General features: G+C 44.0%; 23 protein-coding genes. 6 read left to right on the top strand and 17 right to left on the bottom strand.

The genetic code is table 11. The annotated features are described in order from the left end of the window. Nucleotides 1–7: 7 nt before the first annotated feature. Nucleotides 8–2803, bottom strand: coding sequence for a DNA gyrase/topoisomerase IV subunit A (locus tag AC07NA_RS08630; RefSeq protein WP_494897659.1), 2796 nt, complete (start codon nucleotides 2801–2803; stop codon nucleotides 8–10). A 321-nt stretch (nucleotides 2804–3124) separates the two neighbouring features. Here AC07NA_RS08630 and AC07NA_RS08625 point away from each other — a divergent pair, with 321 nt between their 5' ends. After that, complete coding sequence (locus tag AC07NA_RS08625; protein ID WP_494897213.1) at nucleotides 3125–3556, top strand: nuclear transport factor 2 family protein; 432 nt, start codon at nucleotides 3125–3127, stop codon at nucleotides 3554–3556. A 541-nt stretch (nucleotides 3557–4097) separates the two neighbouring features. On the opposite strand, the gene AC07NA_RS08620 is transcribed toward AC07NA_RS08625, so the two are convergent. Beyond that, nucleotides 4098–4607, bottom strand: a complete 510-nt coding sequence (locus AC07NA_RS08620) for a YdeI/OmpD-associated family protein (RefSeq protein WP_494897212.1) — start codon at nucleotides 4605–4607, stop codon at nucleotides 4098–4100. Nucleotides 4608–4782: 175 nt separating this feature from the next. Between AC07NA_RS08620 and AC07NA_RS08615 the strand changes: the two genes are divergently transcribed. Next, nucleotides 4783–5202 (top strand): nuclear transport factor 2 family protein, encoded by a 420-nt coding sequence (locus tag AC07NA_RS08615; RefSeq protein WP_345212443.1) that lies wholly within the window; start codon nucleotides 4783–4785, stop codon nucleotides 5200–5202. A 52-nt stretch (nucleotides 5203–5254) separates the two neighbouring features. Here the strand turns inward: AC07NA_RS08615 and AC07NA_RS08610 are convergent, their stop codons facing one another. From AC07NA_RS08610 to gcvH, 8 genes are all read right to left on the bottom strand, one after another. After that, on the bottom strand, nucleotides 5255–5914 hold the full coding sequence (locus AC07NA_RS08610) for a GDSL-type esterase/lipase family protein (protein ID WP_494897211.1): 660 nt from the start codon (nucleotides 5912–5914) through the stop codon (nucleotides 5255–5257). Between the two features lie 3 nt (nucleotides 5915–5917). Beyond that, nucleotides 5918–6406, bottom strand: a complete 489-nt coding sequence (locus AC07NA_RS08605; protein ID WP_494897210.1) for a cytidine deaminase — start codon at nucleotides 6404–6406, stop codon at nucleotides 5918–5920. A 730-nt stretch (nucleotides 6407–7136) separates the two neighbouring features. Beyond that, complete coding sequence (locus AC07NA_RS08600) at nucleotides 7137–7748, bottom strand: SprT-like domain-containing protein (protein ID WP_494897209.1); 612 nt, start codon at nucleotides 7746–7748, stop codon at nucleotides 7137–7139. Between the two features lie 33 nt (nucleotides 7749–7781). After that, nucleotides 7782–9896 (bottom strand): ferrous iron transport protein B, encoded by a 2115-nt coding sequence (gene feoB, locus AC07NA_RS08595; protein WP_494897208.1) that lies wholly within the window; start codon nucleotides 9894–9896, stop codon nucleotides 7782–7784. 9 nt (nucleotides 9897–9905) lie between these two features. Then, complete coding sequence (locus AC07NA_RS08590) at nucleotides 9906–10121, bottom strand: FeoA family protein (RefSeq protein WP_345212425.1); 216 nt, start codon at nucleotides 10119–10121, stop codon at nucleotides 9906–9908. A gap of 90 nt (nucleotides 10122–10211) precedes the next feature. Then, nucleotides 10212–10349 (bottom strand): hypothetical protein, encoded by a 138-nt coding sequence (locus tag AC07NA_RS08585; protein WP_494897207.1) that lies wholly within the window; start codon nucleotides 10347–10349, stop codon nucleotides 10212–10214. Then, the gene (locus tag AC07NA_RS08580) at nucleotides 10336–10671 is read right to left on the bottom strand and encodes a VanZ family protein (protein ID WP_494897206.1); all 336 of its coding nucleotides are present in this window, start codon (nucleotides 10669–10671) and stop codon (nucleotides 10336–10338) included. The genes AC07NA_RS08585 and AC07NA_RS08580 overlap by 14 nt, the downstream gene beginning before the upstream one ends. Before the next feature lie 59 nt (nucleotides 10672–10730). After that, nucleotides 10731–11111, bottom strand: a complete 381-nt coding sequence (gcvH, locus tag AC07NA_RS08575) for a glycine cleavage system protein GcvH (RefSeq protein ID WP_494897205.1) — start codon at nucleotides 11109–11111, stop codon at nucleotides 10731–10733. A gap of 151 nt (nucleotides 11112–11262) precedes the next feature. Here gcvH and AC07NA_RS08570 point away from each other — a divergent pair, with 151 nt between their 5' ends. The 3 genes from AC07NA_RS08570 to AC07NA_RS08560 all read left to right on the top strand — a co-directional run bounded on the left by AC07NA_RS08570 (nucleotide 11263) and on the right by AC07NA_RS08560 (nucleotide 13549). Further along, nucleotides 11263–11844 (top strand): DUF4142 domain-containing protein, encoded by a 582-nt coding sequence (locus AC07NA_RS08570; protein WP_345212429.1) that lies wholly within the window; start codon nucleotides 11263–11265, stop codon nucleotides 11842–11844. A 119-nt stretch (nucleotides 11845–11963) separates the two neighbouring features. After that, a complete protein-coding gene (locus AC07NA_RS08565) occupies nucleotides 11964–12980 on the top strand; it encodes a Gfo/Idh/MocA family oxidoreductase (protein ID WP_494897204.1) in 1017 nt (338 codons plus the stop codon). A gap of 23 nt (nucleotides 12981–13003) precedes the next feature. Further along, nucleotides 13004–13549, top strand: coding sequence for a TlpA family protein disulfide reductase (locus AC07NA_RS08560; protein WP_494897203.1), 546 nt, complete (start codon nucleotides 13004–13006; stop codon nucleotides 13547–13549). Between the two features lie 6 nt (nucleotides 13550–13555). Here the strand turns inward: AC07NA_RS08560 and AC07NA_RS08555 are convergent, their stop codons facing one another. The 6 genes from AC07NA_RS08555 to AC07NA_RS08530 all read right to left on the bottom strand — a co-directional run bounded on the left by AC07NA_RS08555 (nucleotide 13556) and on the right by AC07NA_RS08530 (nucleotide 21459). Further along, nucleotides 13556–14530 (bottom strand): transglutaminase family protein, encoded by a 975-nt coding sequence (locus AC07NA_RS08555; RefSeq protein ID WP_494897202.1) that lies wholly within the window; start codon nucleotides 14528–14530, stop codon nucleotides 13556–13558. A gap of 29 nt (nucleotides 14531–14559) precedes the next feature. Next, nucleotides 14560–15495, bottom strand: coding sequence for an alpha-E domain-containing protein (locus AC07NA_RS08550; RefSeq protein WP_345212433.1), 936 nt, complete (start codon nucleotides 15493–15495; stop codon nucleotides 14560–14562). A 99-nt stretch (nucleotides 15496–15594) separates the two neighbouring features. Beyond that, the gene (locus AC07NA_RS08545; RefSeq protein WP_494897201.1) at nucleotides 15595–17043 is read right to left on the bottom strand and encodes a circularly permuted type 2 ATP-grasp protein; all 1449 of its coding nucleotides are present in this window, start codon (nucleotides 17041–17043) and stop codon (nucleotides 15595–15597) included. A gap of 774 nt (nucleotides 17044–17817) precedes the next feature. Further along, nucleotides 17818–18603: a succinate dehydrogenase/fumarate reductase iron-sulfur subunit gene (locus AC07NA_RS08540; protein ID WP_494897200.1), complete on the bottom strand. Its 786-nt coding sequence runs from the start codon at nucleotides 18601–18603 to the stop codon at nucleotides 17818–17820. 86 nt (nucleotides 18604–18689) lie between these two features. Further along, nucleotides 18690–20624, bottom strand: coding sequence for a fumarate reductase/succinate dehydrogenase flavoprotein subunit (locus tag AC07NA_RS08535; RefSeq protein WP_345212437.1), 1935 nt, complete (start codon nucleotides 20622–20624; stop codon nucleotides 18690–18692). 55 nt (nucleotides 20625–20679) lie between these two features. Further along, nucleotides 20680–21459, bottom strand: coding sequence for a succinate dehydrogenase cytochrome b subunit (locus AC07NA_RS08530; protein WP_345212438.1), 780 nt, complete (start codon nucleotides 21457–21459; stop codon nucleotides 20680–20682). A gap of 177 nt (nucleotides 21460–21636) precedes the next feature. Between AC07NA_RS08530 and AC07NA_RS08525 the strand changes: the two genes are divergently transcribed. Then, nucleotides 21637–22779 (top strand): TlpA family protein disulfide reductase, encoded by a 1143-nt coding sequence (locus AC07NA_RS08525; RefSeq protein ID WP_494897199.1) that lies wholly within the window; start codon nucleotides 21637–21639, stop codon nucleotides 22777–22779. 67 nt (nucleotides 22780–22846) lie between these two features. Here the strand turns inward: AC07NA_RS08525 and pdeM are convergent, their stop codons facing one another. Next, nucleotides 22847–23512 (bottom strand): ligase-associated DNA damage response endonuclease PdeM, encoded by a 666-nt coding sequence (gene pdeM / locus AC07NA_RS08520; RefSeq protein WP_345212440.1) that lies wholly within the window; start codon nucleotides 23510–23512, stop codon nucleotides 22847–22849. Between the last annotated feature and the right edge of the window lie 499 nt (nucleotides 23513–24011).

Genomic DNA, 24011 nt, shown 5'->3' with positions numbered 1-24011 from the left:
TTAACCATTAAAATAATCCTAACTGCCCCTTGTCGTCTATATCAATATCATCCGGATTAGTTATTTCAAAATCAATTTTTTTTGCCGGCTTATCCGCTTGCGGTTCCGGTGGTGTTTCCTGCTTTTTCTCTTTTACTTTCTCTTCTTTCTTTTCCTCCGGTTCAACAGGTGTTATTTCTTCCTGCTCTTCAGCAACATCCTCTTCAATTTCAGCATCCGCTACCGGCGGCAAATCGGTTGTTGTTTTATCTGCCGGTGTTTCAATGATCTCGGTAGCCTCTACAGTATCAGGTGCCGGATCAGGTACATCTTCCTCATCGTCGTGCTCGGCTATCAGTTCAATTTTTTGAACTATATGTGCCGATAACCTGTTACCCATCGCCTTCATCCCTTTCACATCAATCAAGTCGGTCAGGTTAAGTTCTACCTGCTCTACAACTCCGCCTTTACCTTTTACCTGCTCTACCTTTACTACCGGTTGCGCCGCGCCCGATATTAATACCAGTTTAGATCCGCTTTCTTCGCTGATGATGCTGGTTTGTTTACCTATAGCGGTATTATCAAACACAAAACGCTTCACCATATAATTTTTTGATTTGCCATCAAAATGCACCGCAGCATAAACCTTCTCCGCATCGTATTTTTCAATAACGATCATTTTGTCATCAAAGTGATTATTGAGGTCGAAATTTTTCAACTCGTATACCCCGTTGCTGAAAATGTTGAGCACGCGGTCGTCGCCATCAAATTCGCCCAGGTATTTACCCCTGCCATCGGCATTCAAGCGTTTCAAAATATCATCGTACCAAATTTTACGCCCGGCCAGGGTTGATACGCCTTTTGTTTTCAGCAATATCTTCTTAACTGGATATTTGGTAATAATATTGCCTATAGAGTTACGTCCTTTTATACCTATTTCGGCAAAGTTCTCGTCGAACTGTAGTTTTTTGAGCTTCGAATGCGGCTTAAGCGCAATGTTCACAATTTCGGCCTCGCCGTTAGGATTGGCTGTAAAGTACAGTGTTTTAGAAGCTTTTGTGCCTTTTGTAAGATCGTACTCCTTATCGCGCGTTACCCCTGTAACCGAAAAGCGCTTGATATAGGCTATACCGCTTTGCCCATCCTTATATATCATATTATATACGGTGCGTTCGTCGTTCTTTTTAAATACGGCTACGTGGATAATATCTTTTCCCACAAAAACCTTATCCTGTACCTTGGTAACCGAGAAACGGCCATCCCCACGGAACACGATAATTTCGTCGATATCCGAGCAATCGCACACAAACTCATCTTTTTTAAGTCCTGAGCCTATGAAACCATCTTCGCGGTTAACATACAGCTTAACATTGGCCAATGCCACCTGCGCGGCTTCCACCCTGTCGAACGTGCGCAGTTCGGTTTTACGGCCGCGGTCTTTACCATACTTTTCCTTTAGTTTTTCAAACCAGGCAATGGTATAGTCAATAATATGTTTCAGGTGATGTTTAACCTGTTTTATTTCGTCTTGCAGGTTTTTGATCTGCTCATCGGTTTTCTTAAAGTCGAACCGGGTAATGCTGCTCATCGGTTTATCGATCAGCTTCTTATAATCTTCGGCCAGTATGGTGCGGTAAAACTGCGGAAAGAACGGCTCAAACAACCTGTTCAATACCTCAACCACACCTTCAAAGGTTGATGATTTTTCATAGTCGGGGTGCTTGTACATCCCTTCCTGTATAAATATTTTGAGCAACGAGCTGAAGAAGATCTTCTCCATCAATTCCTTCAGGCGGATCTCCAGCTCCATTTTTAACAGATCGCGCGTTTTGTACGTGCTTTCGGTAAGCATATCGTTCACGCTCATAAAGCGCGGCTTATCGTCCTGTATTACACAGGTGTTGGGCGATATGGATACCTCACAATCGGTAAAGGCGTAAAGCGCGTCGATAGTTACATCGGGCGATATACCGGGTGCCAGGTGAATGATGATCTCTACATCTTTAGCGGTATTATCTTCGATTTTTTTGATCTTGATCTTTCCCTTATCATTAGCCGCGATAACGCTATCGATAAGGCCGCCGGTGGTTGTGGTAAAAGGAATTTCGGTAATGGCCAGCGTTTTTTTATCGCGCTCCATAATTTTGGCGCGCACACGTACCTTACCACCGCGCTGCCCTTCGTTATAAGCTGAACAATCGGCCATACCGCCGGTTGAAAAATCGGGTACTAAATTGGGGCGGTTGCCGCGCAATACTTCTATCGATGCATCAAGCAGCTCAATAAAATTATGCGGTAATATTTTGGTGGCCAAACCTACAGCGATACCTTCGGCGCCCTGCGCAAGCAGCAACGGGAATTTTACAGGCAGCGTGATAGGTTCTTTATTACGGCCATCATAACTGGCCTGCCAAATGGTAGTGTCAGCATTAAAAACAACATCGAGTGCGAACTTCGACAGGCGCGCCTCAATGTAACGTGGTGCCGCGGCCGAGTCGCCCGTTACCGGATCGCCCCAGTTACCCTGACAATCTATCAGCAGGTTCTTTTGCCCTATCTGCACCATGGCATCGCCAATGGAAGCATCACCATGCGGGTGATACTTCATGGTATTACCAATAACGTTGGCAGCCTTATTAAAGCGCCCGTCGTCCATCTCCTTAAGCGAGTGCAGTATGCGGCGCTGTACGGGTTTTAAACCGTCGTTTATGTGGGGTACGGCACGGTCGAGTATTACGTACGAGGCATAATCCAGAAACCAGTTTTCGTACAAGCCATCAAGTGAGGTAACATTATGCAGTCTGTCTTCGCCGTTTACCGGCATATCTTTTGGAGTTAAATCGTCACTCATTTAGCAGCAGTAAAAATTAAGGATTGGTAAATATAAGGCATAAGGCATAAATATTACAGGGTAAACTTATCATCGTTACATATCCCTTGTTGATAAACATAATTTTTTAAAAAACATTTTGATATACGAAATCTATCGTAGATATTTGTACGAAGAAATTCGTAGATATCGAATATAGAAATGTGCGAAAGACACTAATTGCAAATAGTTGATGAAAAAGTGTAACCTATTAAAATGAACCTGTGTCTTATAGATAAATAAATTAAAAGAATACAAACCCTTAAATATCACAAAATGAAAACGTTAAAATTAATTATCCCTGCCATAGCATTAATGCTGGCCGTGAACATAACAAAAGCCGAGGATGGCAAACAACCGGTAGAAAAGCTAACCAAGAGCTACGCGGTAAACACTTATATAGATGCCATAACCCATGGTAAAGTGGATGGGCTTGACCAGATCATTGACAACAACACCAAGTTTAACATGGTGCAAGCCAAAAAAGTGGTAAGCTACAGCAAAACAGAAATGATAAAGCATCTTGAAAGTCTGCGCAATATTGAGCAAACCTGCTCAACTACTGCCGATGTAATGGAAGAAGATAACGATGTATCGGTTATCAAGGTAAACCAGTACTATCCCGGCTTTATCAGAACTAACTACGTAACCATTGCCAATACCGGCAACGGCTGGAAGATAACTAATGTTTACTCCGTTTTTAAGTAAAAATTGGTTGAATAATAATTGTGTATTGGGCTCCGGAGTGGTTACCGGAGCCTTTTTGGTTTTTAAGATATTTTGGTATATAGTGAAGTTTGATCCTTCATTGTGAGGCGCGAAGCAATCACGTCGCATTTTAGTCAGTTTTTTATCACTATCGTCATTGCGAGGAACGAAGCAATCTCTACGTAGATTTTGGTTGTGCTATGATTAACATCAGTCTGCTCTTGGCCGCAGTTGCCCATTACTTTTGAGGGCAAAAGTAACAAAACCCTTGTCCAGCAAAAGGCTTCTTTGCCGCACGAGGCCATTGCCCTGCAAAGCTGTCAGAACTCTTAGGGCTGGAACTTTTGCCCCATGCTTCGCCGCTCATTTCCCAGCCCGCATGCAACAAGTTCCTATGCCCGCCTTTGCGCTCATGGCCCCCGCAGTTCTGCCCGCTTTCGCCCGAAGCTGTTTGCTGACGGAAAAGATAATCATATTTAGAAACGAGGTGACAGGCACGTCCCACACATCTGCATATTTGCACATCCAAAAATCCGCACATCTACAACCCTTTACTTGAAGCCCTTATCATCTGGCTATAATCCCAGCGCTTTACCATGGCATTTACGGTGAGTGCTATGCGCTTGTCGCGGGTGGGTTGGGTTTTGGCACTATCTATCCATTTGATAAAGTAGTTGCGGTGTGATTTTGCCAGACTGTTAAAAAACTCAAAGGCCTCGGGTTCGTATTCAAAGCACTCGGCCAAATCATCCGGAATAGTTACTATAAATTCTGTGTCCTCTTCTAATTGCAGTTTCAACATGGCGCCCTCACTTTTACAAATGCCTTTGCGCATATCGGCATTAAGGGCTATAATAAATTTACCGTCGCCCATGGGCATCAGGGCAACACCGGCAATGGGATGACTATCTAATTTACCACGCACGCGGAAAGATTTCCGGTTTCCGGGCTTTAATTCCTGCGCGATGTCTGCCGGAATCTCAATAAATGTCCATCCGGTTTTTTCACCCATTTCACCAAAACGCAAAATAATTGTCGAAAATTCAATCATAGCTATCAAAAGTGCCCTTAAAATTATGAATATATGACGCGTTGCAGGCCAAATGTTAAATAACTGTTAAAAGTGACGATTTTAAAATTTTCTTGTAACGTTTGGTAATACGGCACTGTCTTATAGATATAAATTAAATAATTAAATTTTACACAACACCTTAAATACCAATATCATGAAAACTTTAAAATCAATAATTTTAGGCTTAGCATTAATCATAGTAACCAATGTAGTTAAAGCCGACGACGTAGCAAAATTAACTAAAGATTATGCAGTTGCTACCTATATAGATGCCCTTGCACACGGTAAAGTTGAAGGCCTGAACGATGTATTTGACAGCAGCGCGAAATTCAGCATGATGCGCGGTAACAAAGTACTTTCTTTCAGCAAAAAACAAATGGTTGACTATTTAAAAACAACCGAAAATACCGAGCAAGAGTGTAAAGTAAGCTCTTCAACAGTTGAAAACAACGGCGAGGTTGCCATAGTAAAAGTAGATATGCAATACAATGGCTTTACCCGCAGCAATTTGGTTACCGTATCAAACACCGGTAGCGGCTGGAAAATTACCGCTGTTCACTCAGTGTTCAAATAAGAAGTACAATCAGTTTTTTGTTTATGTGAAGAAAGCCCCTATCGGGGCTTTTTTATTTTACATACTTGTTCAATACCGTTTGCCATCTGTCATATCCTGTACTCTTCAGGTGCAGGTAGTCCGGCTTAAATAAGGATGAATCGGGCAATTGCGTTTTAGGATCGATTATGGTTGAAGCCACATCAATATATTTCGTTTTAGGCTTCTTAGCTACCGAGGTTTTGATCAGGCTATTAGCCGCTGCTACCACCGCGTAAAACTTAGCCCTGCTCGGGCTTGGCTTTATCGAAAGGAAATAGATCTCAGTAGCGGGCAGCTCCTTATGGATCATCTCCCAAAGCTTTTCAAAATTACCGGCAACATCTTCTGCCGATCTGCCCGAAGCGATATCATTTTCACCCACGTAAATAAATACCTTTTTAGGTTTGTACGGGTAGATGAGGTACTGCGGAAAATACTGCACCCATTGCCACAACTCCGAACCGCCTACACCACGTTTAATGATAGGTTTACCGGCATAACGTTGCTCCAGGTCGTCCCACAAGCGGATTGACGAACTACCTACAAATAGGATACCGCCCGGTTTGGGCATATTTAAACTATCCAGCTGCTTAAACGCGTGGATCTCGTTATCAAACGGAAAGCCCTTTTGGGCATACAATTGCGAACTCAATAGAGATATAATTAAGAAAAGAAATATTTTAGTTTTCATGGGTTAGTGAATTAGCCTGTCTTCAAAAAACAAAAATGGTAAAAAACTTTGTACTCCGTCAACAATCCATACAGGTCCGTCTATACAATATAATATTACCCTTAACGGTTTGCCCTGCATTTTTTCGCATTCGGCCATTACCTGCAAGCATGCCCCGCACGAAGTAACCGGTTTTAATAATTTAAATTCGTCGGTTTTAGCGGTAACGGCCATGGTTACTATAGCGTCGTCAGGGTGATTAGCGCCCCAATTGAACAATGCCACACGCTCAGCACATAAACCCGATGGATAGGCCACATTCTCCTGATTACTGGCATGCAGTATTTTACCGCTTTGTAATTGCAACGCCGCCCCTACCCTGAATTTTGAATATGGTGAGTGCGAATTGGCGAGGGCTTTTACCGCTTCCCGGCATAAATGCTGATCATCGACAGAGAGTTCGGTTATAGAAGTATACTCTTCAAAATTTATTTTTATCTCGTGGTTAGTCATTATTATTATCCCTTTTTAAAGAAGGGGATACAATATAGGTTTTATCATAAGTAAATCAATAATTTATTTGTCATTTAGGGAGATGGCCCTTTGATTTTCCTAACCTACCTGTCATGCCTTATGTACGAAGCATCTAATTTGCGATTTGTTCTTCGTTAGGAATGGTTGTGCTTTAACTGGACGTTAGTGGATGTTACTCTTTTTTTGCCGAAAAAAAGAAAGTAACCAAAGAAAAAACTCGCGGCTGCGCAAGGAACTATGTTTGGGTTGTGCTGTGGCAGATTCTGTGCTATCCGTTCCTTACGATGCCGCATTTTTTGGTTATGTTGGGGTTGTGCTTTTGTTTGGTGGCGCGGACTCACCCCGCCGACGCTTCGCTGGGCGACCCTCTCTTTCGCAAGCGAAAACGAGGGTAAAGAAAACAAAACAACAACAGTCGCTACGGCTACGGCCGAGTGGCGCTATTACGTGGCGTCCCGCCGCTGTACTGTAGAGCCGGTAAGCTTAAAGCTTACCCCATGCGTAAGTCACGAGTTACGCTATGCTAAACTCGCGACAGCGGAGAATGTACTTTCAACGGTCAAGCTTTGACAACTTTTAAAAAGTTGTCAAAGCTGAAGGTAACAGCGCCGCCACAGCCGTCAGCAAACAGCTTCGGGCGAAAACGGGCAGGACGATGGAGGCCAAGAGCGCGCTTCATTCTTCGCAATGACAAAACCACACAACACACTCAATCCTCCACCAACTCCACTTCAGCTACCGGGCTAAACAGATATACCCGCTTGGTACTTATTTCTACACATTTATATCGCTTGCGCAGCTTTTCTTCCTTACGAAAAACGCGACCGTCCTTTAGTTTGAAGAGGGCTTTCATGGGTACCTTTTCTACTACGTGGATCGATTCATCCTTTACATCGTACTTGCGGAGCGAGCGGTACAGGTTAAGATCGCTGCAACTGGATGCGGCTGGGTTATTAAGATAGCTCGTTATGGCCTGTTTAATATCCGGCGGAAATACCTCTTTGTCAAAAAATGGCTGCATCATCTTTTTAAAGTTCAGTTTCCACTCGGTGCCGTGGGGTTTTGCCTTTTGTTTATGCTCGTTCCAGGTGTGCAGATGTGCGAACTCGTGCACCGTTGTTACCAGGAAAGCGTAAGGGTTAAGATCAAAGTTGACCGAAATGCGGTGCCCTTTGCCATCATAAGGCGGACGATAGTCACCAAATTTGCTGTTACGGTTACGTGATATTTTAAACTCGCACTTAAAGTAGTCGATCCAGCGGCCGATAAGCGGGGCGGCTTCGGCGGGCATGTATCTTTCAAGAATTTTTACTTTATCCAATTTTTACCTCTATTCAAATATAAGCTTTTTGGCTTATTTTAAAATAATGTAAGTAAGTAAACTCGTTACATAGGCCAATATGGTCATGTAAGCGAATTGTATGGCAGGCCATTTCCAGTTTTTGGTTTCGCGGTAAACCACCGCTACCGTACTCGAACATTGCATGGCAAAGGCGTAAAACATCATCAGTGAAAACGCCACCGCGGTAGTAAACACCGGCTGCCCGGTTTGCGGATTAGTAGCACTATGCATTTTTTCCTGTACCGATTCTATCTTGTCGGCATCGCCATCTACACTGTAAATGGTAGCCATGGTACCTACAAATACTTCGCGCGCGGCAAAAGAGGTGATGAGTGCAATGCCTATCTTCCAGTCGAAGCCTAATGGACGTATCACCGGTTCAATAACGTGACCCAATACACCTGCATAAGAGTTCTCCAATTTTTCGGATGATACTATGCGCTGCAATTCGTCGGGGGGCACCTTTTGGGTATATTGAGGTTGACTGTATTGTTTTTCTATTTTTTCAAACCGATCACCCGGCCCGTAAGAGGCCAGCACCCAAAGCACTATAGATACCGCGATGATCACCTTACCTGCTTCCAGTACAAAGGCCTTTGATCTTTCGTACATGGAGTACAGTACGTTCTTCCAGCGCGGCATACGGTAAACGGGCAGCTCCATAATGAAGTAGCCGCGTTCTTTCGCCTTCAGTATAAATTTAAATACGTAAGCCACTATAATTGCCGATAGCAAACTGAACAGGTACATGGCGGTAAGCACCAAACCTTGCAAGTTAAATATCCACCAAACATTACGGCTGGGTACTACCAAAGCGATCAACAGGGTATAAACCGGTAAACGAGCCGAACAGGTTACCAATGGAGTAACCATAATGGTGATCATACGGTCTTTCCAGTTTTCGATGGTACGGGTACTCATAATAGAGGGAACCGCACAGGCAAAACCGCCTATAAGCGGCACTACCGATTTCCCGCTGAGGCCTACCTTGCGCATCAGCTTATCCATCATAAAAGTAACACGGGCCATGTAGCCGGTATCTTCCAGTATGGATATGAATACGAATAGGATAGCAATTTGCGGAATGAACACCATTACGCCGCTTAAACCTGCAACCACCCCGTCAATTAATAAACTGGTGAGCGGACCGGCAGGCAACGCATCGGTAAGAATGCCTTCGAGCCATACAAACAGGCTTTCTATCAGATCCATTGGGTATGATGACCAGGCAAATATCGACTGGAACATAAACAACAGTATGCCCAGGAATATCACAAAGCCGAATACCTTATGCGTTAAAACATGGTCTATTTTATTGCTGAAGGTTTCTTCGTGCGCGGTATCGGGTTTCTTAACGGCATCGTATAACAGGTCGTTAATGAAATTGTACCGGGCTATGGTTTCAACCGCCTGCGATTTTTGCGAGTGGAAAGAAAATTCCTGCTCTATGCTCTCGATACGATCGCTTTGCTCGGTTGATAAAAATTTTAAAGTTTCGTGCTGATGCGCCAGTTGCAGCGCGAAATAGGAGTTATCTACCTCAATTTCCTCGCTGATCTTGGCGATCAGTTCGGGCGCTATTGATCTGATGTCGATAGTATCCTGTTGCAGCGCGAATTTATTGGCGTAAGAGATTGCTTCCTTTAACGGCGCTATACCCTCGCCTTTACGGGCGGCAATAGGTATAACAGGCACACCCAGCTTTTTGGCGAAAAGATCGACATTGATATCGATGCCCGATTTGCGAGCCAGATCCATCATGTTGAGGGCGACGATAACGGGGATCTTTAAATCGGCAACCTGGGTGTATAGCAACAGGTTACGTTTAAGGTTGGTAGCATCTAAAATAACCACCACCAAATCGGGTGTTACAGCACTGTGTTTATCGGCTAAAACCGAAAATACGATAGACTCGTCGTGGCTTTTAGGGTAAAGACTATAGGTGCCGGGTAAATCGATGATCTCGGCACGGCGGCCATCAGGCAGTTGAGCATAACCAACTTTTTTATCAACAGTAACCCCGGGGAAATTACCTACTTTTTGGTTTAACCCGGTTAATATATTAAAAAGACTTGATTTACCGGTATTGGGGTTCCCTACTAATGCTACTCTGATGTCGGCTCTCAATGCTAAAAACTATTGTAAAATAATGGTTGAAGCCTCAAATTTGCGTAGGCTCAACTGGTATCCTGATACATTTATAGCTATGGGGTCGCCCATGGGGGCAATACGGGTAACCTTAATGGGTTCGCCGGGAAGGCAACCCATTTCCATTAGTTTAACAGACATTTCCAGATCGGTAAATTCCTTAACTACTCCGGTTTCTCCTACTTCAAGTTGCGACAGATCCATTTGCTAATTGTGTACGCAAATATAAGCTTATTTAAACCCAATCCAAATAAGGACTGTCACTAAAGCATAATAAAGGAAAAAGAAAGATGTTTAAACCGCCTTTTTTGCCTTAGCAGGATTTTGATAGCTGAAATGCGGGCACTGGCAATCTTTTTTAAAGATACCGCATGATGATGCCGCCATGGCCACCATTAAACCTACCGCAATTAAAAACTTATTTTTTAACATACTTCACCGTTCCAAGTGTTATTAAAATACTGAATGCGCCCATGCAAGTACCTACACCATCGGCAAAAAGATCGTTCCAATCGGCGCTGCGCCAGGTAAATACGTAGAGCTGCAATAGTTCAATAACGCCGCCAAAAATTATTATTGCCAGCGTTATGGCTATGCCGGTTGTATACGATAGCACGGTTGCATTTTGTTGCCTCATTTTACCGTTAAGGCAAAATACGGCAAATACGAAAAACAGGCCGCAATGCACCAGTTTATCAAAGCCGGGGAAAAACTTTTTTGATTCGGTAGCCTGCCCCATCGGCATATTGCACATTATTAAAATAAATAAGGCCCACAAAATTGCGGGCCCGTAATATTTAAAAGCTTTTGCCATTAAGCGCCCACCAATGCTGAATAATCGTCTGCCGATAAAAGGCCTTCAATATCCGCTACATCCGCAGGGGTAATTTTCACTAACCAGCCATCGCCATAAGGATCGGTGTTTACCAGTTCAGGCTCACTGTCTAAAGCAGGGTTAACCTCTACAATAGTACCGGTTACTGGTATAAACAGGTCTGATACTGTTTTAACGGCTTCAATGGTTCCAAAAACTTCTTCTTTGGCAACTTCCTGGCCAACGGTAGTAATATCTATATAAACAATATCACCAAGTTCTCGCTGAGCAAACTCAGTAATACCAATGTAGGCATCAATGCCATCAACTTTGATCCACTCGTGATCTTTGGTGTATTTTAATTCGGCCGGAAAATTCATGTCGTTAATATTTTAATGCCCAAAAATAGTAAAACTTTAAGCTAACGCAATAGGCAAGTTTTTATAATCATATATATCAACCTTATTTAATAATTAGGTAATTAAAACCTATCGTGGTAAATATTGTTAATTAATAAATAAAAATACTACCATGAAAAAACTAAGTTCAATGATGATGATCGCCCTGGCAGCACTTGCTTTCCAGGCATGTAACAACAGCGCTAAAGACAGTAAAGAAACTGCCGACAGTGTTAACGAAGTAAAAGACACCACCACTACAGGTGCCACAGGCATAGCGGTAGATGAGGGTGATGCTAAATTTACTACTACAGCCGCCAGCGATGGCATGGCCGAAATTGCCTTAGCTAAATTAGCGCAGGAAAAATCAACCAATACCGATGTAAAGAGCTTTGCCGCCATGATGATCACCGATCATGAAAAGGCTGCTGCCGAGCTTAGCGCCATAGCCGAAACAAAAAACATCACCCTGCCATCGGCTCCAACCGAAGAACAGCAAAAAATGCAGGCCGATCTGACTGCAAAAAAGGGCGCCGATTTTGACAAGGCTTATATTGATGGCATGGTTAAAGCGCACGAAAACGCGGTATCGTTATTTGACGATGCTTCAAAAAACTGCAAAGATGCCGACTTGAAAGCTTTTGCTACCAAAACACTGCCTACTTTAAAGGCACACGAAACGCACGTAAAATCAGTACAGAAAAAGTTAAAATAAGCTCAACCACCGCTTATTTGTATAACAGGAGAACCCCAAACGGTTCTCCTGTTATGTTTTAAAGGTAATTTTTTAGTGAGGTTATTCATCAACCGCACCATTAATTGTATAATTGTATTATGGCAGCACCTATTGTAGCAGGCTTAATGGCCTTTGGCATGTCGGGCAGGGTTTTCCACGCCCCTTTCCTCGAAACCAGTCCCGATTTTACACTGAAAGCCGTGGTTGAACGCAACCAGAAAAAGGCACAGGAACTTTACCCGGATGTGATCAGCTATGATGCCATCGACGAATTACTGGCCGATGATGAGATTGAGCTTGTAGTGATCAACACCCCGAACTATACCCATTACGAATACGCCATGCGCGCGTTAGGCGCAGGCAAGCATGTTTTACTTGAAAAACCAGCCGCGGCTACCGTAGCCGAAGTAACCGAAATGTATGACCTTGCCCGCAAGGTTGACCGTAAACTGATGGTTTACCAAAACCGCAGGTGGGATAGCGGTTTTCTTTCGGTAAAAGAAATAATAGAAAGCGGCCGCCTCGGCGACCTGATAGAAGTACACTTCCGTTTCGACAGGTATAAACCACAACCCGGGCCAAAACTTTTTAAAGAAACCAAAGAGTTTGCTGCCAACGGCGTGGCTTATGATTTAGGTCCGCATTTAATTGATAATGTGATCGCCCTGTTTGGTCGTCCGCTGAGCTTTCATAAAGTAACGGCATCGCACAGGGATAATTCAGAAGTGGTTGATTATTTCCAGTTCCACATGGCTTACCCTAACCAGGTGAACGTTTACATTACCGCCGGTTTACTTATTGCCGAGCATTTACCCGCATTTGTGATACATGGCAAACTGGGCAGCTTTGTAAAAACCCGTACCGATGTGCAGGAGAGCCAGCTTGATGCAGGTATGATGCCTACCGACCCGGCCTACGGTATTGAACCCGAGGGCAGCGAAGGTAAACTGGTGACTTTTGACGAGAACGGCGAAAAACAAATAGAATGGGTAGCCTCAAAAAAAGGCGATTATAAAAGTTTATTTAAAGCGGTATATCATACCATCCGCGAAAACGCGTTATTCCCGGTAACTGAAGAACATATAGCCTGGCAACTGGAATTATTGGAAGCTTAAGGTTTGATAATATAAAAATGAAGATGATCAAGAAATTACTTTTCCTGGTGGCTGCCGTAGCAATGGTGGCCTGCATACAAGCAAAAAACCACGATAACGCCACCGCTGACAGCAGCGCGGCCGCTACTAAGCAACAAACACCGCAAACCGGCAACATTGACCATGTTCCGCCGTTTAAAATAGTAAATACCGATAGCGTTACTATTACCCAAAACAATCTTAAAAAAGATAAGCCGGTAATGATCATCTACTTCGCGCCTGATTGCGGCCATTGCCAGCATTTGGTGAAAAGCCTTAAACCGGTGATGAAACAGCTATCAAACGTTCAGGTAGTAATGATCACCTGGACGCAGCTTTCTACCGTTAAAAAATTCTATAAAGATTACGGCCTGGCCGCTTACCCTAACTTCACTTTAGGTACCGAAGGCTACTCGCTGAACGTGCAACGTTATTACCAGGTAAAAGAAACCCCTTATATCGCTATTTACGATCATAAGGGGCAACTTGTAAAGGCCTATGAAAAGGTACCTGAAATTGATGAGCTGATGACTTCCGTTAAAAAGGCTTAAGCCTTTTTATTGTTGCTGCTGCTGTTGTTGCTGTATCATTTCCATATAACGCTGGTAACTATTCTTCGAAAATTCGGTTACCTGGTCGGCTATTGGTACTTCAATAATTTGCCTGTCGCTATTGCTGCCAAAGGCGTTTTCTTCGTTTACCGATACCGACACCACCAGCTTGTGCTGCGACGAGCCTTTGTAAACGCCCTTAACCGGCGAACAATCTGAAAAGTTACGGCCTACGGCTAAACGTACGTGGGTTTCGTTGGCTATGCAGTTATTGGTTGGGTCAATGCCTAACCAGCCAAAATCGGGAATGTAGGCTTCAACCCAGGCATGGGTAGCTCCTTCACCGCGCATACCGTTGCTGTTGGTGCAAATATACCCGCTTACATAACGTGCCGGGATGCGAACAATCCGCAGCATTTCAGTAAGTATATGGGCAAAATCCTGGCATACGCCGCCTTTTATCTTCCATATTTCATCCAACGTGGTATCTACCGTGGTAACGCCTTTTATGTATTCAAAGTTATCAAACACGTATTGGCAAAAGCGCAGCACTATTTGGTAAGGGGTATCGTCGGGTTTGCGTTCGCTATCCACCACTTTTTGCAGTTCGGCCAGGCCTTCAAAATACTCCTGCCTTAAAAAATCGATATAAGGCACCATGCTTTGCAAACGCTGAAGATCATCCCACTGGTGCGACGGAAAAATATCATTTACCGGCAATACACGGTGGCGCGTGCTTACATGTATTATCGAGTTTATCACCAGTGAATTGTGCGATTCGCTATAGGTAAAGCTGCCTATCTCATTGCCGAAATAATCGGTATGGCGGTCAACATTGGGGTTACCCGTAATGGTTACCTCCTGCTTTAGCACCTCCTGGTATTCATCATTTATAGGAAACAGGATGACTTGGTTGGCGCTGTCGCGCACAAAGCCATCGTATATATATTTGGTGACATGCTGTATCTCAAATTCGGGCATAATATATTGATTTAGAACCGGTACTTAAATTATGAATTGGCAAAGTAATACTCGTTAAGGGCATTGCCTATGCCATAAAGTTCGCTCCGTATCTGGGTTAAAAACAAGTGCAAACCTTCCTGCCTGATACTCCTTACCGAACTGTATTTGATACGGCTTTGCAACCTGCCTATCTGGAACGACATTTCCCTGAAGTTCTCCAGGTTGTTATCATTCTTCAGCCTGTCGAAATAACGCTGTATGTTGTTTACCGAATAAATTACCGAACGCGGGAAATCATTATTTAAAACCACCTGCTCCAGTACGTTTTCGGCCTCAAAACCTTCACGATATGTTTTTAAGTACAACTCGTAGCCGCCTAATGATAACAGCAGGTGTTTCCAGTAGGTAGTATCAGTTAACAGATCAGGGTTGTCACTTATCGAGCCAAACTTCATATCCAGTATATCAACCGACTGGATGGCCCGCTCCAGGTATTTACCTATGTTCATGAAGCTGCGGCCTTCGCCACGCTCCATGGTTATTTCTACCGTGCCGTAATAAAGCATTACCTGTTTTATCAATACATCCAGCACGCCGATAGGATCTTCGCGTTGAAGAGCACGTTCCAGTTTGTTATCTTTTACGGCGTGGTAATATTCGTTGAGGCACTGCCAAAGATCTTTGGTGATGTGCTCCTGCACGCTGCGCGCGTTTTCACGGGCCAGGGTAATAATGTTAAGGATAGAGTTTGAATTGGTTTTGCCGATAACCATATCTTTTAATACGGCACGGCTGTCATTCTCCAGCTTTTGGGCTTCCTCGTCATCCAACCCCGCGAAAATGCGGATCACCGGCTCCCAGGTAAACTCCTGAATGGTATCCTGCGATGAAGCGTAATTAATTTTAAGCATACGTAAAATACCATCGCTACGCTCAATGTACCTGCTTAACCAATAAAAACTTGATGCTACTCTACTTAACATAGTACCCCCTAACCCCCTGAAGGGGGAATAAATTAATTTTATTTTGACCTGTAATTTTCTTCATATTGTTTATTTGCTCCCCCTTCAGGGGGATGGGGGTTACGCTAATACCCAAGTATCCTTACTGCCGCCGCCTTGCGAGCTGTTTACTACCAGCGAGCCTTCTTTGAGGGCTACACGGGTTAGGCCGCCGGGCACTATCTCAATACCGTCCGGACCGAACAGGGCATAAGGCCGCAGATCGATACGGCGGGGCTGCAATTCGCCCTGCATATAACATGGCGCTGCCGACAGGTTAATGGTTGGCTGGGCGATAAAGTCGCGCGGGTTCTTTAATATTTCAAGCTTGTACTCTTCGGTTTCTTTTTCGCTGGCCGCGTGACCCATCAGCATACCGTAACCGCCACTACCATTGGTTCTTTTTACTACCATGCTGTTGATATTCTTGAAAACATGTTCACGCTCATCCGGGTTTCCCAACTGAAAAGTAGGCACATTTTTAAGTATCGGCTCCTCATTCAGGTAATATTTGATCATATCGGGCACGTAGGCATACACGGCTTTATCATCGGCCACGCCATTGCCTATGGCGTTTACAATGGCCACGTTCCCTTTACGGTAAGCGCCCATTATACCTGCCACACCCAGCATACTGCCCGGGTTAAACACCAACGGGTCAAGGTAATCATCATCTACACGGCGGTAAATTACATCTACCTGCTGCAAGCCGGTGGTGGTTTTCATGTATACTTTGTGGTTGTTCACCACCAAATCGCGCCCCTCTACCAGTTCAACCCCCATTAAGCGGGCGAGCGTGGTATGCTCAAAATAAGCCGAGTTATATATCCCCGGACTAAGCAATACGATAGTTGGGTTATGGATTTGCCTTGGCGACAATGCCACCAAATTCTTGTATAAAATATTAGGATATTCGGTTACGCTGCGCACGCTACATTGCGGCAGCAGATCAGGAAACAAACGCTTGGTGATCTCGCGGTTTTCCAGCATGTAACTCACGCCCGATGGGGTACGCAGGTTATCTTCCAATACATAGAATGTACCATCGTGATCACGGATCAGATCAATCCCCGAAATGTGTACATAAATATCGTAAGGTACCTTCAGGTTATACATCTCGCGCAAAAAGTGCGGGCACGAGTAAATGATCTCGATAGGCACTATGCCATCTTTAATGATGAACTGGTTGCTGTAAACATCTTTAAGGAAATGGTTAAGCGCGGTAAGCCTTTGCTTAATGCCCCGCTCTACAAATGCCCATTCGCTTGCCGTTATAATACGCGGAATAATATCAAAGGGAAAGATTTTTTCGATACCCTCGCCGCTGTTATAAACGGTAAAGGTAATACCCTGGCTCATGAACAATCGTTTGGCTAATTCTTCCTTTTTATTCAAATCATCAGCCGATTCGCCGGAGATATACTCTATTACTTTACGATAATGCTCGCGCACGTTATTATCCACGCCGTACATTTCGTCCCAAACACCATTTATTGGGCTGTATTTATTAAAATAAGCTGATTCCTGCATAAATAACTACCTTAAATTCAAATATTTTATAACAACTTATTTTCAACATTGTAATTTATGAAGTAATTTAATAAATAAACAATATAAAATTAAGATTTTTATAATTTTATTCAGTTAAACAAGCATATTTTTCATTGTTGATGGATTTTAAGGTAAGATTTTATAATTATAAAATAATTGTAAAGTATAATTTGTTTGAGTTAACAACAAATAAAGGAATTGGGGTTTTGATTATCGGGGGAAGGATAGGCTTTGACTAAATAATTTTGTATTGCATGCAGGCTAAACAATCGTGTCATTGCTGTAAGGTAAGAAGCAATAGCTACTTATGTTGTGTTTGTGCTATAATTAACGTTTGTCTGCTCTTGGGCGCAGGGCCCCATTACTTTTGAGGGCAAAAGTAACAAAACCCTTGTCCAGCAAAAGGCTTCTTTGCCGCACAGGGCCTACCCTGCAAACCGTGCAGAACTTGGGGCTGGAACTTTTGCCCCGACGCTCATTTCCCGACCCACATGCAACAAGTTCACTATGCCCGCCTTTGCGCTCTTGGCCAACACAGTTCTGCCCGCTTTCGCCCGAAGCTGTTTGCTGACGGTGAACAAGACTTTAAAAACATGTCATTGCGAGGCACGAAGCAATCGCGAACTATACAGAGCGGCTTTGGAAGCCGGGGGATTGCTTCTTACCTCAATGACGACAATCCAAAAAAACTATAATAAAAAAGGCCTGAGAATAATCTCAGGCCTTTTAATGTTGTGAATTTTAAAGTATCAATTACTCCGCATGCTCATTAGCATGTGCTTCCCTGAATATTTTAGCACTCAAGAAATCGTTGTTCATGCGGGAGATATTGGTCAATGTAATTTCTTTAGGGCACTCTGCTTCGCAGGCACCAGTGTTGGTACAGTTACCAAAACCTTCTTCATCCATTTGTGCCACCATTGATTGTGCACGGCTGTAACGCTCGGGCTGACCTTGCGGTAACAAGCTGAACTGTGTTATTTTAGCTGATACGAACAGCATGGCCGAAGCATTTTTACATGCTGCCACACAAGCGCCGCAACCAATACAGGTAGCCGAGTTAAATGCTTCATCAGCAATAACTTTAGGAATAGCGATGGCATTAGCATCGGGCACACCACCGGTATTTACCGATACGTAACCACCTGCCTGTTGTATACGATCGAACGCTGAACGGTCAACCGCTAAATCTTTTACTACCGGGAAAGCAGCCGCACGCCATGGTTCAATAGTGATGGTTTCGCCATCTTTAAACGAGCGCATGTGCAACTGGCAGGTAGTAATGGCGCGTTTTGGTCCGTGCGGACGGCCATTGATGTACAATGAGCACATACCGCAAATACCCTCGCGGCAATCATGATCAAAATATATAGGCTCCTCACCTTTGTGGGTAAGGCTTTCGTTCACCACATCGAGCATTTCAAGGAACGACATATCCGGTGAAATTTGCTCTGCTTTATAAGTTACAAACTTACCTGAAGTTTGTGAGTTTTTCTGGCGCCAAACCTTCAGCGTCAGGTTCATATTTCCGTTACTCATATTTTATTGAGATTGGAGTATCAAGTAGTTAGTATCAAGTATCAAGATTTTTCCAAGTCTCGATACTTGATACTTGCTACTAATTACTATTTATAATTTCTCTGTGCTAACTTAACGTTTTCAAATACCAGCTCTTCTTTGTGCAGTTCTTCGGGTTGGTTTTCACCTGTAAATGCCCAGGCTGCCACAAACGCGAAGTTTTCATCGTCACGTAAAGCTTCACCTTCTTCTGTTTGCGATTCGAGGCGGAAATGGCCACCGCATGATTCACGGCGCATTAACGCGTCGGTAACCATCAGTTCGCCAAGTTCAATAAAGTCGGCCACACGACCGGCTCTTTCAAGCGCCGCGTTGATCTCTTCGTTTTCGCCTGTTACTATGGCGTTTTTCCAGAAATCGGCTTTCAGCTCCTGTATTAAACCTTTAGCTTTTCTCAAACCTTCGTCGGTACGTGCCATACCGCAGTACTCCCACATAATGTGGCCAAGCTCGCGGTGGTATTCGGTAACTGTTTTGGTACCTTTAAGTGCCAGCAATTTATTTACGTAAGCTATTACATCCTGTTTGGTTTGCTCAAAAGCAGGGTGTTTGGTATCAACCGGCTTAGGGCCTGTAGTAGCCAGGTAATCGCCCAAAGTATAAGGGATAACGAAGTAACCATCAGAAAGGCCCTGCATTAAAGCAGATGCTCCCAAACGGTTAGCACCGTGATCGCTGAAGTTACATTCGCCCAAGGCATATAAGCCCGGTACGTTGGTGCTCAGGTTATAATCAACCCAAAGGCCGCCCATGGTATAGTGTACCGCAGGGTAAATACGCATTGGTTGTTTATATGGGTTTTCGTCGGTTATCTGAATGTACATATCAAACAGGTTACCGTATTTGGCAGCAACTGTTTCTTGTCCTAAACGCTTGATAGCGTCGGCAAAATCCAAAAATACCGCGAAGCCCGAACCGCCCACACCTTTACCTTCGTCAACCATTTCTTTGGCGTTACGTGATGCCACGTCGCGCGGTACAAGGTTACCAAAGGCAGGATATTTTCTTTCGAGAAAGTAATCACGGTCGTCCTCTTTTACCTGGTCGGCAGTGATCTCTTTTTTGCGTAATTTCTCGGCAACTTCTACCGTTTTAGGCGCCCATATACGGCCATCGTTACGTAACGATTCAGACATCAGCGTAAGCTTCGACTGGTGATCGCCGGTTACCGGGATACAGGTAGGGTGAATTTGTGTATAGCAAGGGTTGGCAAAGTAAGCACCACGCTTGTGCGCGCGCCATGCAGCAGTAACGTTTGAACCAATAGCATTGGTTGAAAGGTAAAACACGTTGCTGTAACCACCAGTACACAATAATACCGCATGGCCTGCATGGGTATCAATGTCGCCTGTTTTTAAGTTACGGGTTACAATACCTTTGGCATGGCCATCAATAGTAACCACGTCAAGCATTTCGTGGCGGGTATACATTTTCACTTTACCGGCATGTATCTGGCGGTTTAATGCCGAGTACGCGCCTAACAGCAATTGTTGTCCGGTTTGGCCGCGGGCGTAAAACGTACGTGATACCTGCGCGCCACCAAAAGAACGGTTATCTAACAAACCACCGTATTCGCGGGCAAAAGGAACACCCTGTGCCACACACTGGTCAATAATATTTACTGATACTTCGGCCAAACGGTAAACGTTGCCTTCGCGGGCACGATAATCGCCACCTTTAATAGTATCATAAAACAAACGGTAAACACTGTCACCATCGTTTTGATAGTTTTTTGCTGCGTTTATACCACCCTGTGCAGCAATGGAGTGCGCACGGCGGGGGCTATCCTGAAAGCAGAATGCCTTAACATTGTAACCAAGCTCGGCTAACGTCGCCGCTGCCGAAGCGCCTGCCAAACCGGTACCTACAACAATAATGTCGTACTTCCGTTTGTTGGCGGGGTTAACCAGTTTCAGGTTAAATTTATGCTTGCTCCATTTTTCGGCCAAAGGGCCTTGAGGAATTTTAGCATCTAAACTCATATCTAATTATCTCTAAAGTCTAATTCCTATATAATTCAAATCCGCTTATCTGCAATTAGTGCTTGCAGAAAAAATAAACTATCGGCATGGCGGCAAAGCCAATCGGTATAATAACCGCGAAGAACCAGGTACCGATAAACTCAACAATTGGGGTATACTTACGGTGTACCCAACCTAAGCTGCGGAACGCGCTCTGGAAACCATGTAACAGGTGGAACGATAGCGTACCCATTGCCACTACGTATAGTATTACATACCATAGCTGGCTAAAACTGCTGGCTACCTTGGTATGAATGTCTTTTACACGTACAATTTCTACATTGTTTTCGGTGGTGTAAGAGTGCTCAAACTCCGGGCTTTCGGGTTTAAAATCGGTAACGGTGCGTTCGCCGGTAAGCACGTTGGTGCGGTACTCTTTAAAGCCTACGGTATCAGTATATTTATACTTATACCAAAAATCGCTCATGTGTATCACAATGAACAGGAACAGGATAGAACCCAGCAGCCCCATGTTTTGCGACGACCATGAAGTAGGTGATTTTGGTGCCGAAGCATACCTTACCGGGCGGGCCTTACGGTTTTTAACAGTAAGCACAATGGCATACAACGCGTGTACCAATATGCTTATGTACAAAATGTAAGCAATTACCTCGATAGGCGGAAAGTGGGTTAAGAAATTTGCGTACACGTTAAAGCTGTAGCCTGCATCATTAGCAAACAATTGCAGGTTACCGGCCAAATGCACGATCAGGAAAGTACACAAAAACAAGCCTGTTAAAGCCATTATTAGCTTTTTGCCCAGCGACGAGTTAAAGGTTTGTTTAAATTCGCTCATTATACTGTAAAATTATTTCGGCAAAAGTATCCATTAAATACTAAAACCCGGTTAATGGTTTAGCTATAATCGATTGAAAAAGTTTATTTAGAAACAATCTAAGTGTTGCCGCCTTATTTGTAACTTTTACAGTTATAATTAGATATTCTTATATATTCGTAGCATAAATCTATTTGCATGAAATACGTATATATTGTTTTAATGGCACTTGTAGTTGCCGGCTGTAACCGATCGGCACGCATAGAAATTGATGGCACCGCTAAAAACCTGCCCAACGGCGTTTTCGGTATTGAAGATGTTGCAGGCAAGCCCGTTTATGGTAATAATGTTGCCAATGGTAAATTCGCGGTGAACGAAATACTGGAGTATCCGGGTTATTACGCCATGAAATTATCTGATGGTGGCAACAGCAAAGAGAAACCTACCCTGCACGAAATTTATCTGGAGAATGGTAAATACACCATAGCGATAGATGGCAGTAACCTGGCTGCTTACCCAACTATTACATCACCTTCAAAAATACAGCAGGAGCTTTCTGCCTATTATAAACTGGTGGATGAAATTTCTACCGAAGGCAATAAACAGATCAACATGATCACTACTGTTTTAAACAGCGATATGGCTAAAACGATGCCACAGGATCAGTATGTAGAATTGGTGAACCAGCTTAAAAAAGCGCAGGACGAGAAAACGGCTAACGAGGCTAAAGCTATAGGTAAGTTTATTGATGCCAATCCTAAAAACACCATCGCGCCGCATATCATGATCAACCTTGATTATCAATCTAACCCTAAATATTATTATGACCTGTTTACCAAGCTGGAGCCTGAAGTGAAGAACAGCGAAGAGGGTAAACAGTTAGGCGAAAAACTTGGTCAGCTGGTAAAGGTGCTGGAAGGCCAACCCGGTCCGGAAATTTACGGCACCGATCCGGAAGGTAAAAAGTTCGATCCGAAAAGCATCCAAACTAAAGTAGTGCTGGTAACCTTTTGGCGTGCCGGTAACGAGGTGAGCCGTAAAAACCATAAAGACATTATAGATGGTGTATTGCCGCAGTTTTCTGCCAAAGATGTAAGCGTGATCAGCATTGACCTTGATACCAAGAAAGACTGGTGGACCGATGCCGTTAAGGAAGACAAACTGCCCTGGGCACAATACAGCGACCTGAAAGGTAACGATTCGCAAAACGCGGCGGTATGGGGAATAAGCCAGGTACCGTCTTACTACCTCATGAGCGGTGACTGGAAGATAATAGCCCGCAACCTGCCTTTTGAAAGCATTGCCGATGCTATTGCTACGCAGTTAAAGAAAAGCAAGTAATATATAAAGGTATACAAACCTTATATTTCAAAACCTCTTTATGCCCTGCATAAAGAGGTTTTTTAGTTTATGCTATCGCGATCACTTTATCTTTCAACACACCGAAGATCCTGTCTTTTTGCAGGTTACGGATAGCCACCCTGCCGGTAAACTTACCAAACGAGGGCAAAATGGCCTGCTTATCGCCAAAGGCGAAACATGGCAGGGTGATGCGCTGCCGTCCGCGGCCTATCATTTCAATACCGGGATGGATGTGGCCGCAAAGCACATAGCCTTTAGCCTTGGCCGCGGTTACCTCCGTAAGCGGATGGTGCAGCATTTGAAAAGGGCCAACCAGCAACTCATGATGCAAAGCGATGTTAAGCGCATGGTAATGGCTATCGTGAATAATATCGTGATTGCCGCGAATCAGGATGATCTCAATTTTGGCATGCTGTTGCCGCCACAGGGCAAACCAGTCCCAATCGGCATTCATATCGCTATGAAAAAGATCACCCAAAAAGATGATCCGTTCGGGGCGGTGCTCGTGTATAATATCTGATAGCGCGGCCAGGTCATCCTGCTCCATATCCCTCGGCACGGCAATACCCGCCTTACGAAAATGCCCCACCTTACCCAAATGCACATCGGCCGCAATTAAGGTTTTTTGCTGCTGCCAGTAAATGGCACGTTGTGGTAATAATAAAAGATCCTGGTCCAAAAAGTTAAAAGGCAATCCCGCACATATCGTCATAGTAACAGCAAAGTTAATAAATGAATTTGCTAAAAGGAATAGTAATTTAAGGATGTAAAAGCAGTAACTTAATAAATTTGTCATTACTGTAAGGTACGAAGCAATCACCTCACGTTTTGCGCTTAATATATAAACCCTCGTCATTGCGAGGCACGAAGCAATCTTCTACGTAGGTTAAGCTTATGCTATTATCAATGTCAGCCTGCTCATTGCCGCAGAGGCTACTACTTTTGGCTATGCCCCAAAAGTAGCAAAAACGCATGTCCAGCAAAAGGCTTCTTTGCCGCACAGGGCCATACCCTGCAAACCGTGCAGAACTTAGGGCTGGAACTTTTGCCCCGCCCCGCTATTCCTACCCCGCATGCAACAAGTTCAAATGCCCACCTTTGCGCTCTTGGCCTTCGCAGTTCTGCCCATTTTCGCCTGAAGCTGTTTGCTGACGAAAAGCGTGCCCCAGCTTTGACAACTTTTAAAAAGTTGTCAAAGCTAACCTACCCGC

Source organism: Mucilaginibacter sp. GW821-FHT07G05, assembly GCF_059418565.1.
Note: the sequence above shows the minus strand (reverse complement) of the source record. Positions and strands in the feature narration are given on the sequence as shown.

Excerpts from the sequence above, each read along its gene's own strand:
- pdeM (WP_345212440.1), bottom strand. The coding sequence starts at position 23,512 with ATGACGATATGTGCGGGATTGCCTTTTAACTTTTTGGACCAGGATCTT.
- AC07NA_RS08570 (WP_345212429.1), top strand. The coding sequence starts at position 11,263 with ATGAAAAAACTAAGTTCAATGATGATGATCGCCCTGGCAGCACTTGCT.
- AC07NA_RS08610 (WP_494897211.1), bottom strand. The coding sequence starts at position 5,914 with ATGAAAACTAAAATATTTCTTTTCTTAATTATATCTCTATTGAGTTCG.
- AC07NA_RS08565 (WP_494897204.1), top strand. The coding sequence starts at position 11,964 with ATGGCAGCACCTATTGTAGCAGGCTTAATGGCCTTTGGCATGTCGGGC.
- AC07NA_RS08585 (WP_494897207.1), bottom strand. The coding sequence starts at position 10,349 with ATGTTAAAAAATAAGTTTTTAATTGCGGTAGGTTTAATGGTGGCCATG.
- AC07NA_RS08525 (WP_494897199.1), top strand. The coding sequence starts at position 21,637 with ATGAAATACGTATATATTGTTTTAATGGCACTTGTAGTTGCCGGCTGT.
- AC07NA_RS08625 (WP_494897213.1), top strand. The coding sequence starts at position 3,125 with ATGAAAACGTTAAAATTAATTATCCCTGCCATAGCATTAATGCTGGCC.
- AC07NA_RS08545 (WP_494897201.1), bottom strand. The coding sequence starts at position 17,043 with ATGCAGGAATCAGCTTATTTTAATAAATACAGCCCAATAAATGGTGTT.
- AC07NA_RS08590 (WP_345212425.1), bottom strand. The coding sequence starts at position 10,121 with ATGGATCTGTCGCAACTTGAAGTAGGAGAAACCGGAGTAGTTAAGGAA.
- gcvH (WP_494897205.1), bottom strand. The coding sequence starts at position 11,111 with ATGAATTTTCCGGCCGAATTAAAATACACCAAAGATCACGAGTGGATC.
- AC07NA_RS08535 (WP_345212437.1), bottom strand. The coding sequence starts at position 20,624 with ATGAGTTTAGATGCTAAAATTCCTCAAGGCCCTTTGGCCGAAAAATGG.
- AC07NA_RS08560 (WP_494897203.1), top strand. The coding sequence starts at position 13,004 with ATGATCAAGAAATTACTTTTCCTGGTGGCTGCCGTAGCAATGGTGGCC.
- AC07NA_RS08550 (WP_345212433.1), bottom strand. The coding sequence starts at position 15,495 with ATGTTAAGTAGAGTAGCATCAAGTTTTTATTGGTTAAGCAGGTACATT.
- AC07NA_RS08620 (WP_494897212.1), bottom strand. The coding sequence starts at position 4,607 with ATGATTGAATTTTCGACAATTATTTTGCGTTTTGGTGAAATGGGTGAA.
- AC07NA_RS08540 (WP_494897200.1), bottom strand. The coding sequence starts at position 18,603 with ATGAGTAACGGAAATATGAACCTGACGCTGAAGGTTTGGCGCCAGAAA.
- AC07NA_RS08530 (WP_345212438.1), bottom strand. The coding sequence starts at position 21,459 with ATGAGCGAATTTAAACAAACCTTTAACTCGTCGCTGGGCAAAAAGCTA.
- AC07NA_RS08615 (WP_345212443.1), top strand. The coding sequence starts at position 4,783 with ATGAAAACTTTAAAATCAATAATTTTAGGCTTAGCATTAATCATAGTA.
- AC07NA_RS08580 (WP_494897206.1), bottom strand. The coding sequence starts at position 10,671 with ATGTGCAATATGCCGATGGGGCAGGCTACCGAATCAAAAAAGTTTTTC.
- AC07NA_RS08605 (WP_494897210.1), bottom strand. The coding sequence starts at position 6,406 with ATGACTAACCACGAGATAAAAATAAATTTTGAAGAGTATACTTCTATA.
- AC07NA_RS08630 (WP_494897659.1), bottom strand. The coding sequence starts at position 2,803 with ATGCCGGTAAACGGCGAAGACAGACTGCATAATGTTACCTCACTTGAT.
- AC07NA_RS08555 (WP_494897202.1), bottom strand. The coding sequence starts at position 14,530 with ATGCCCGAATTTGAGATACAGCATGTCACCAAATATATATACGATGGC.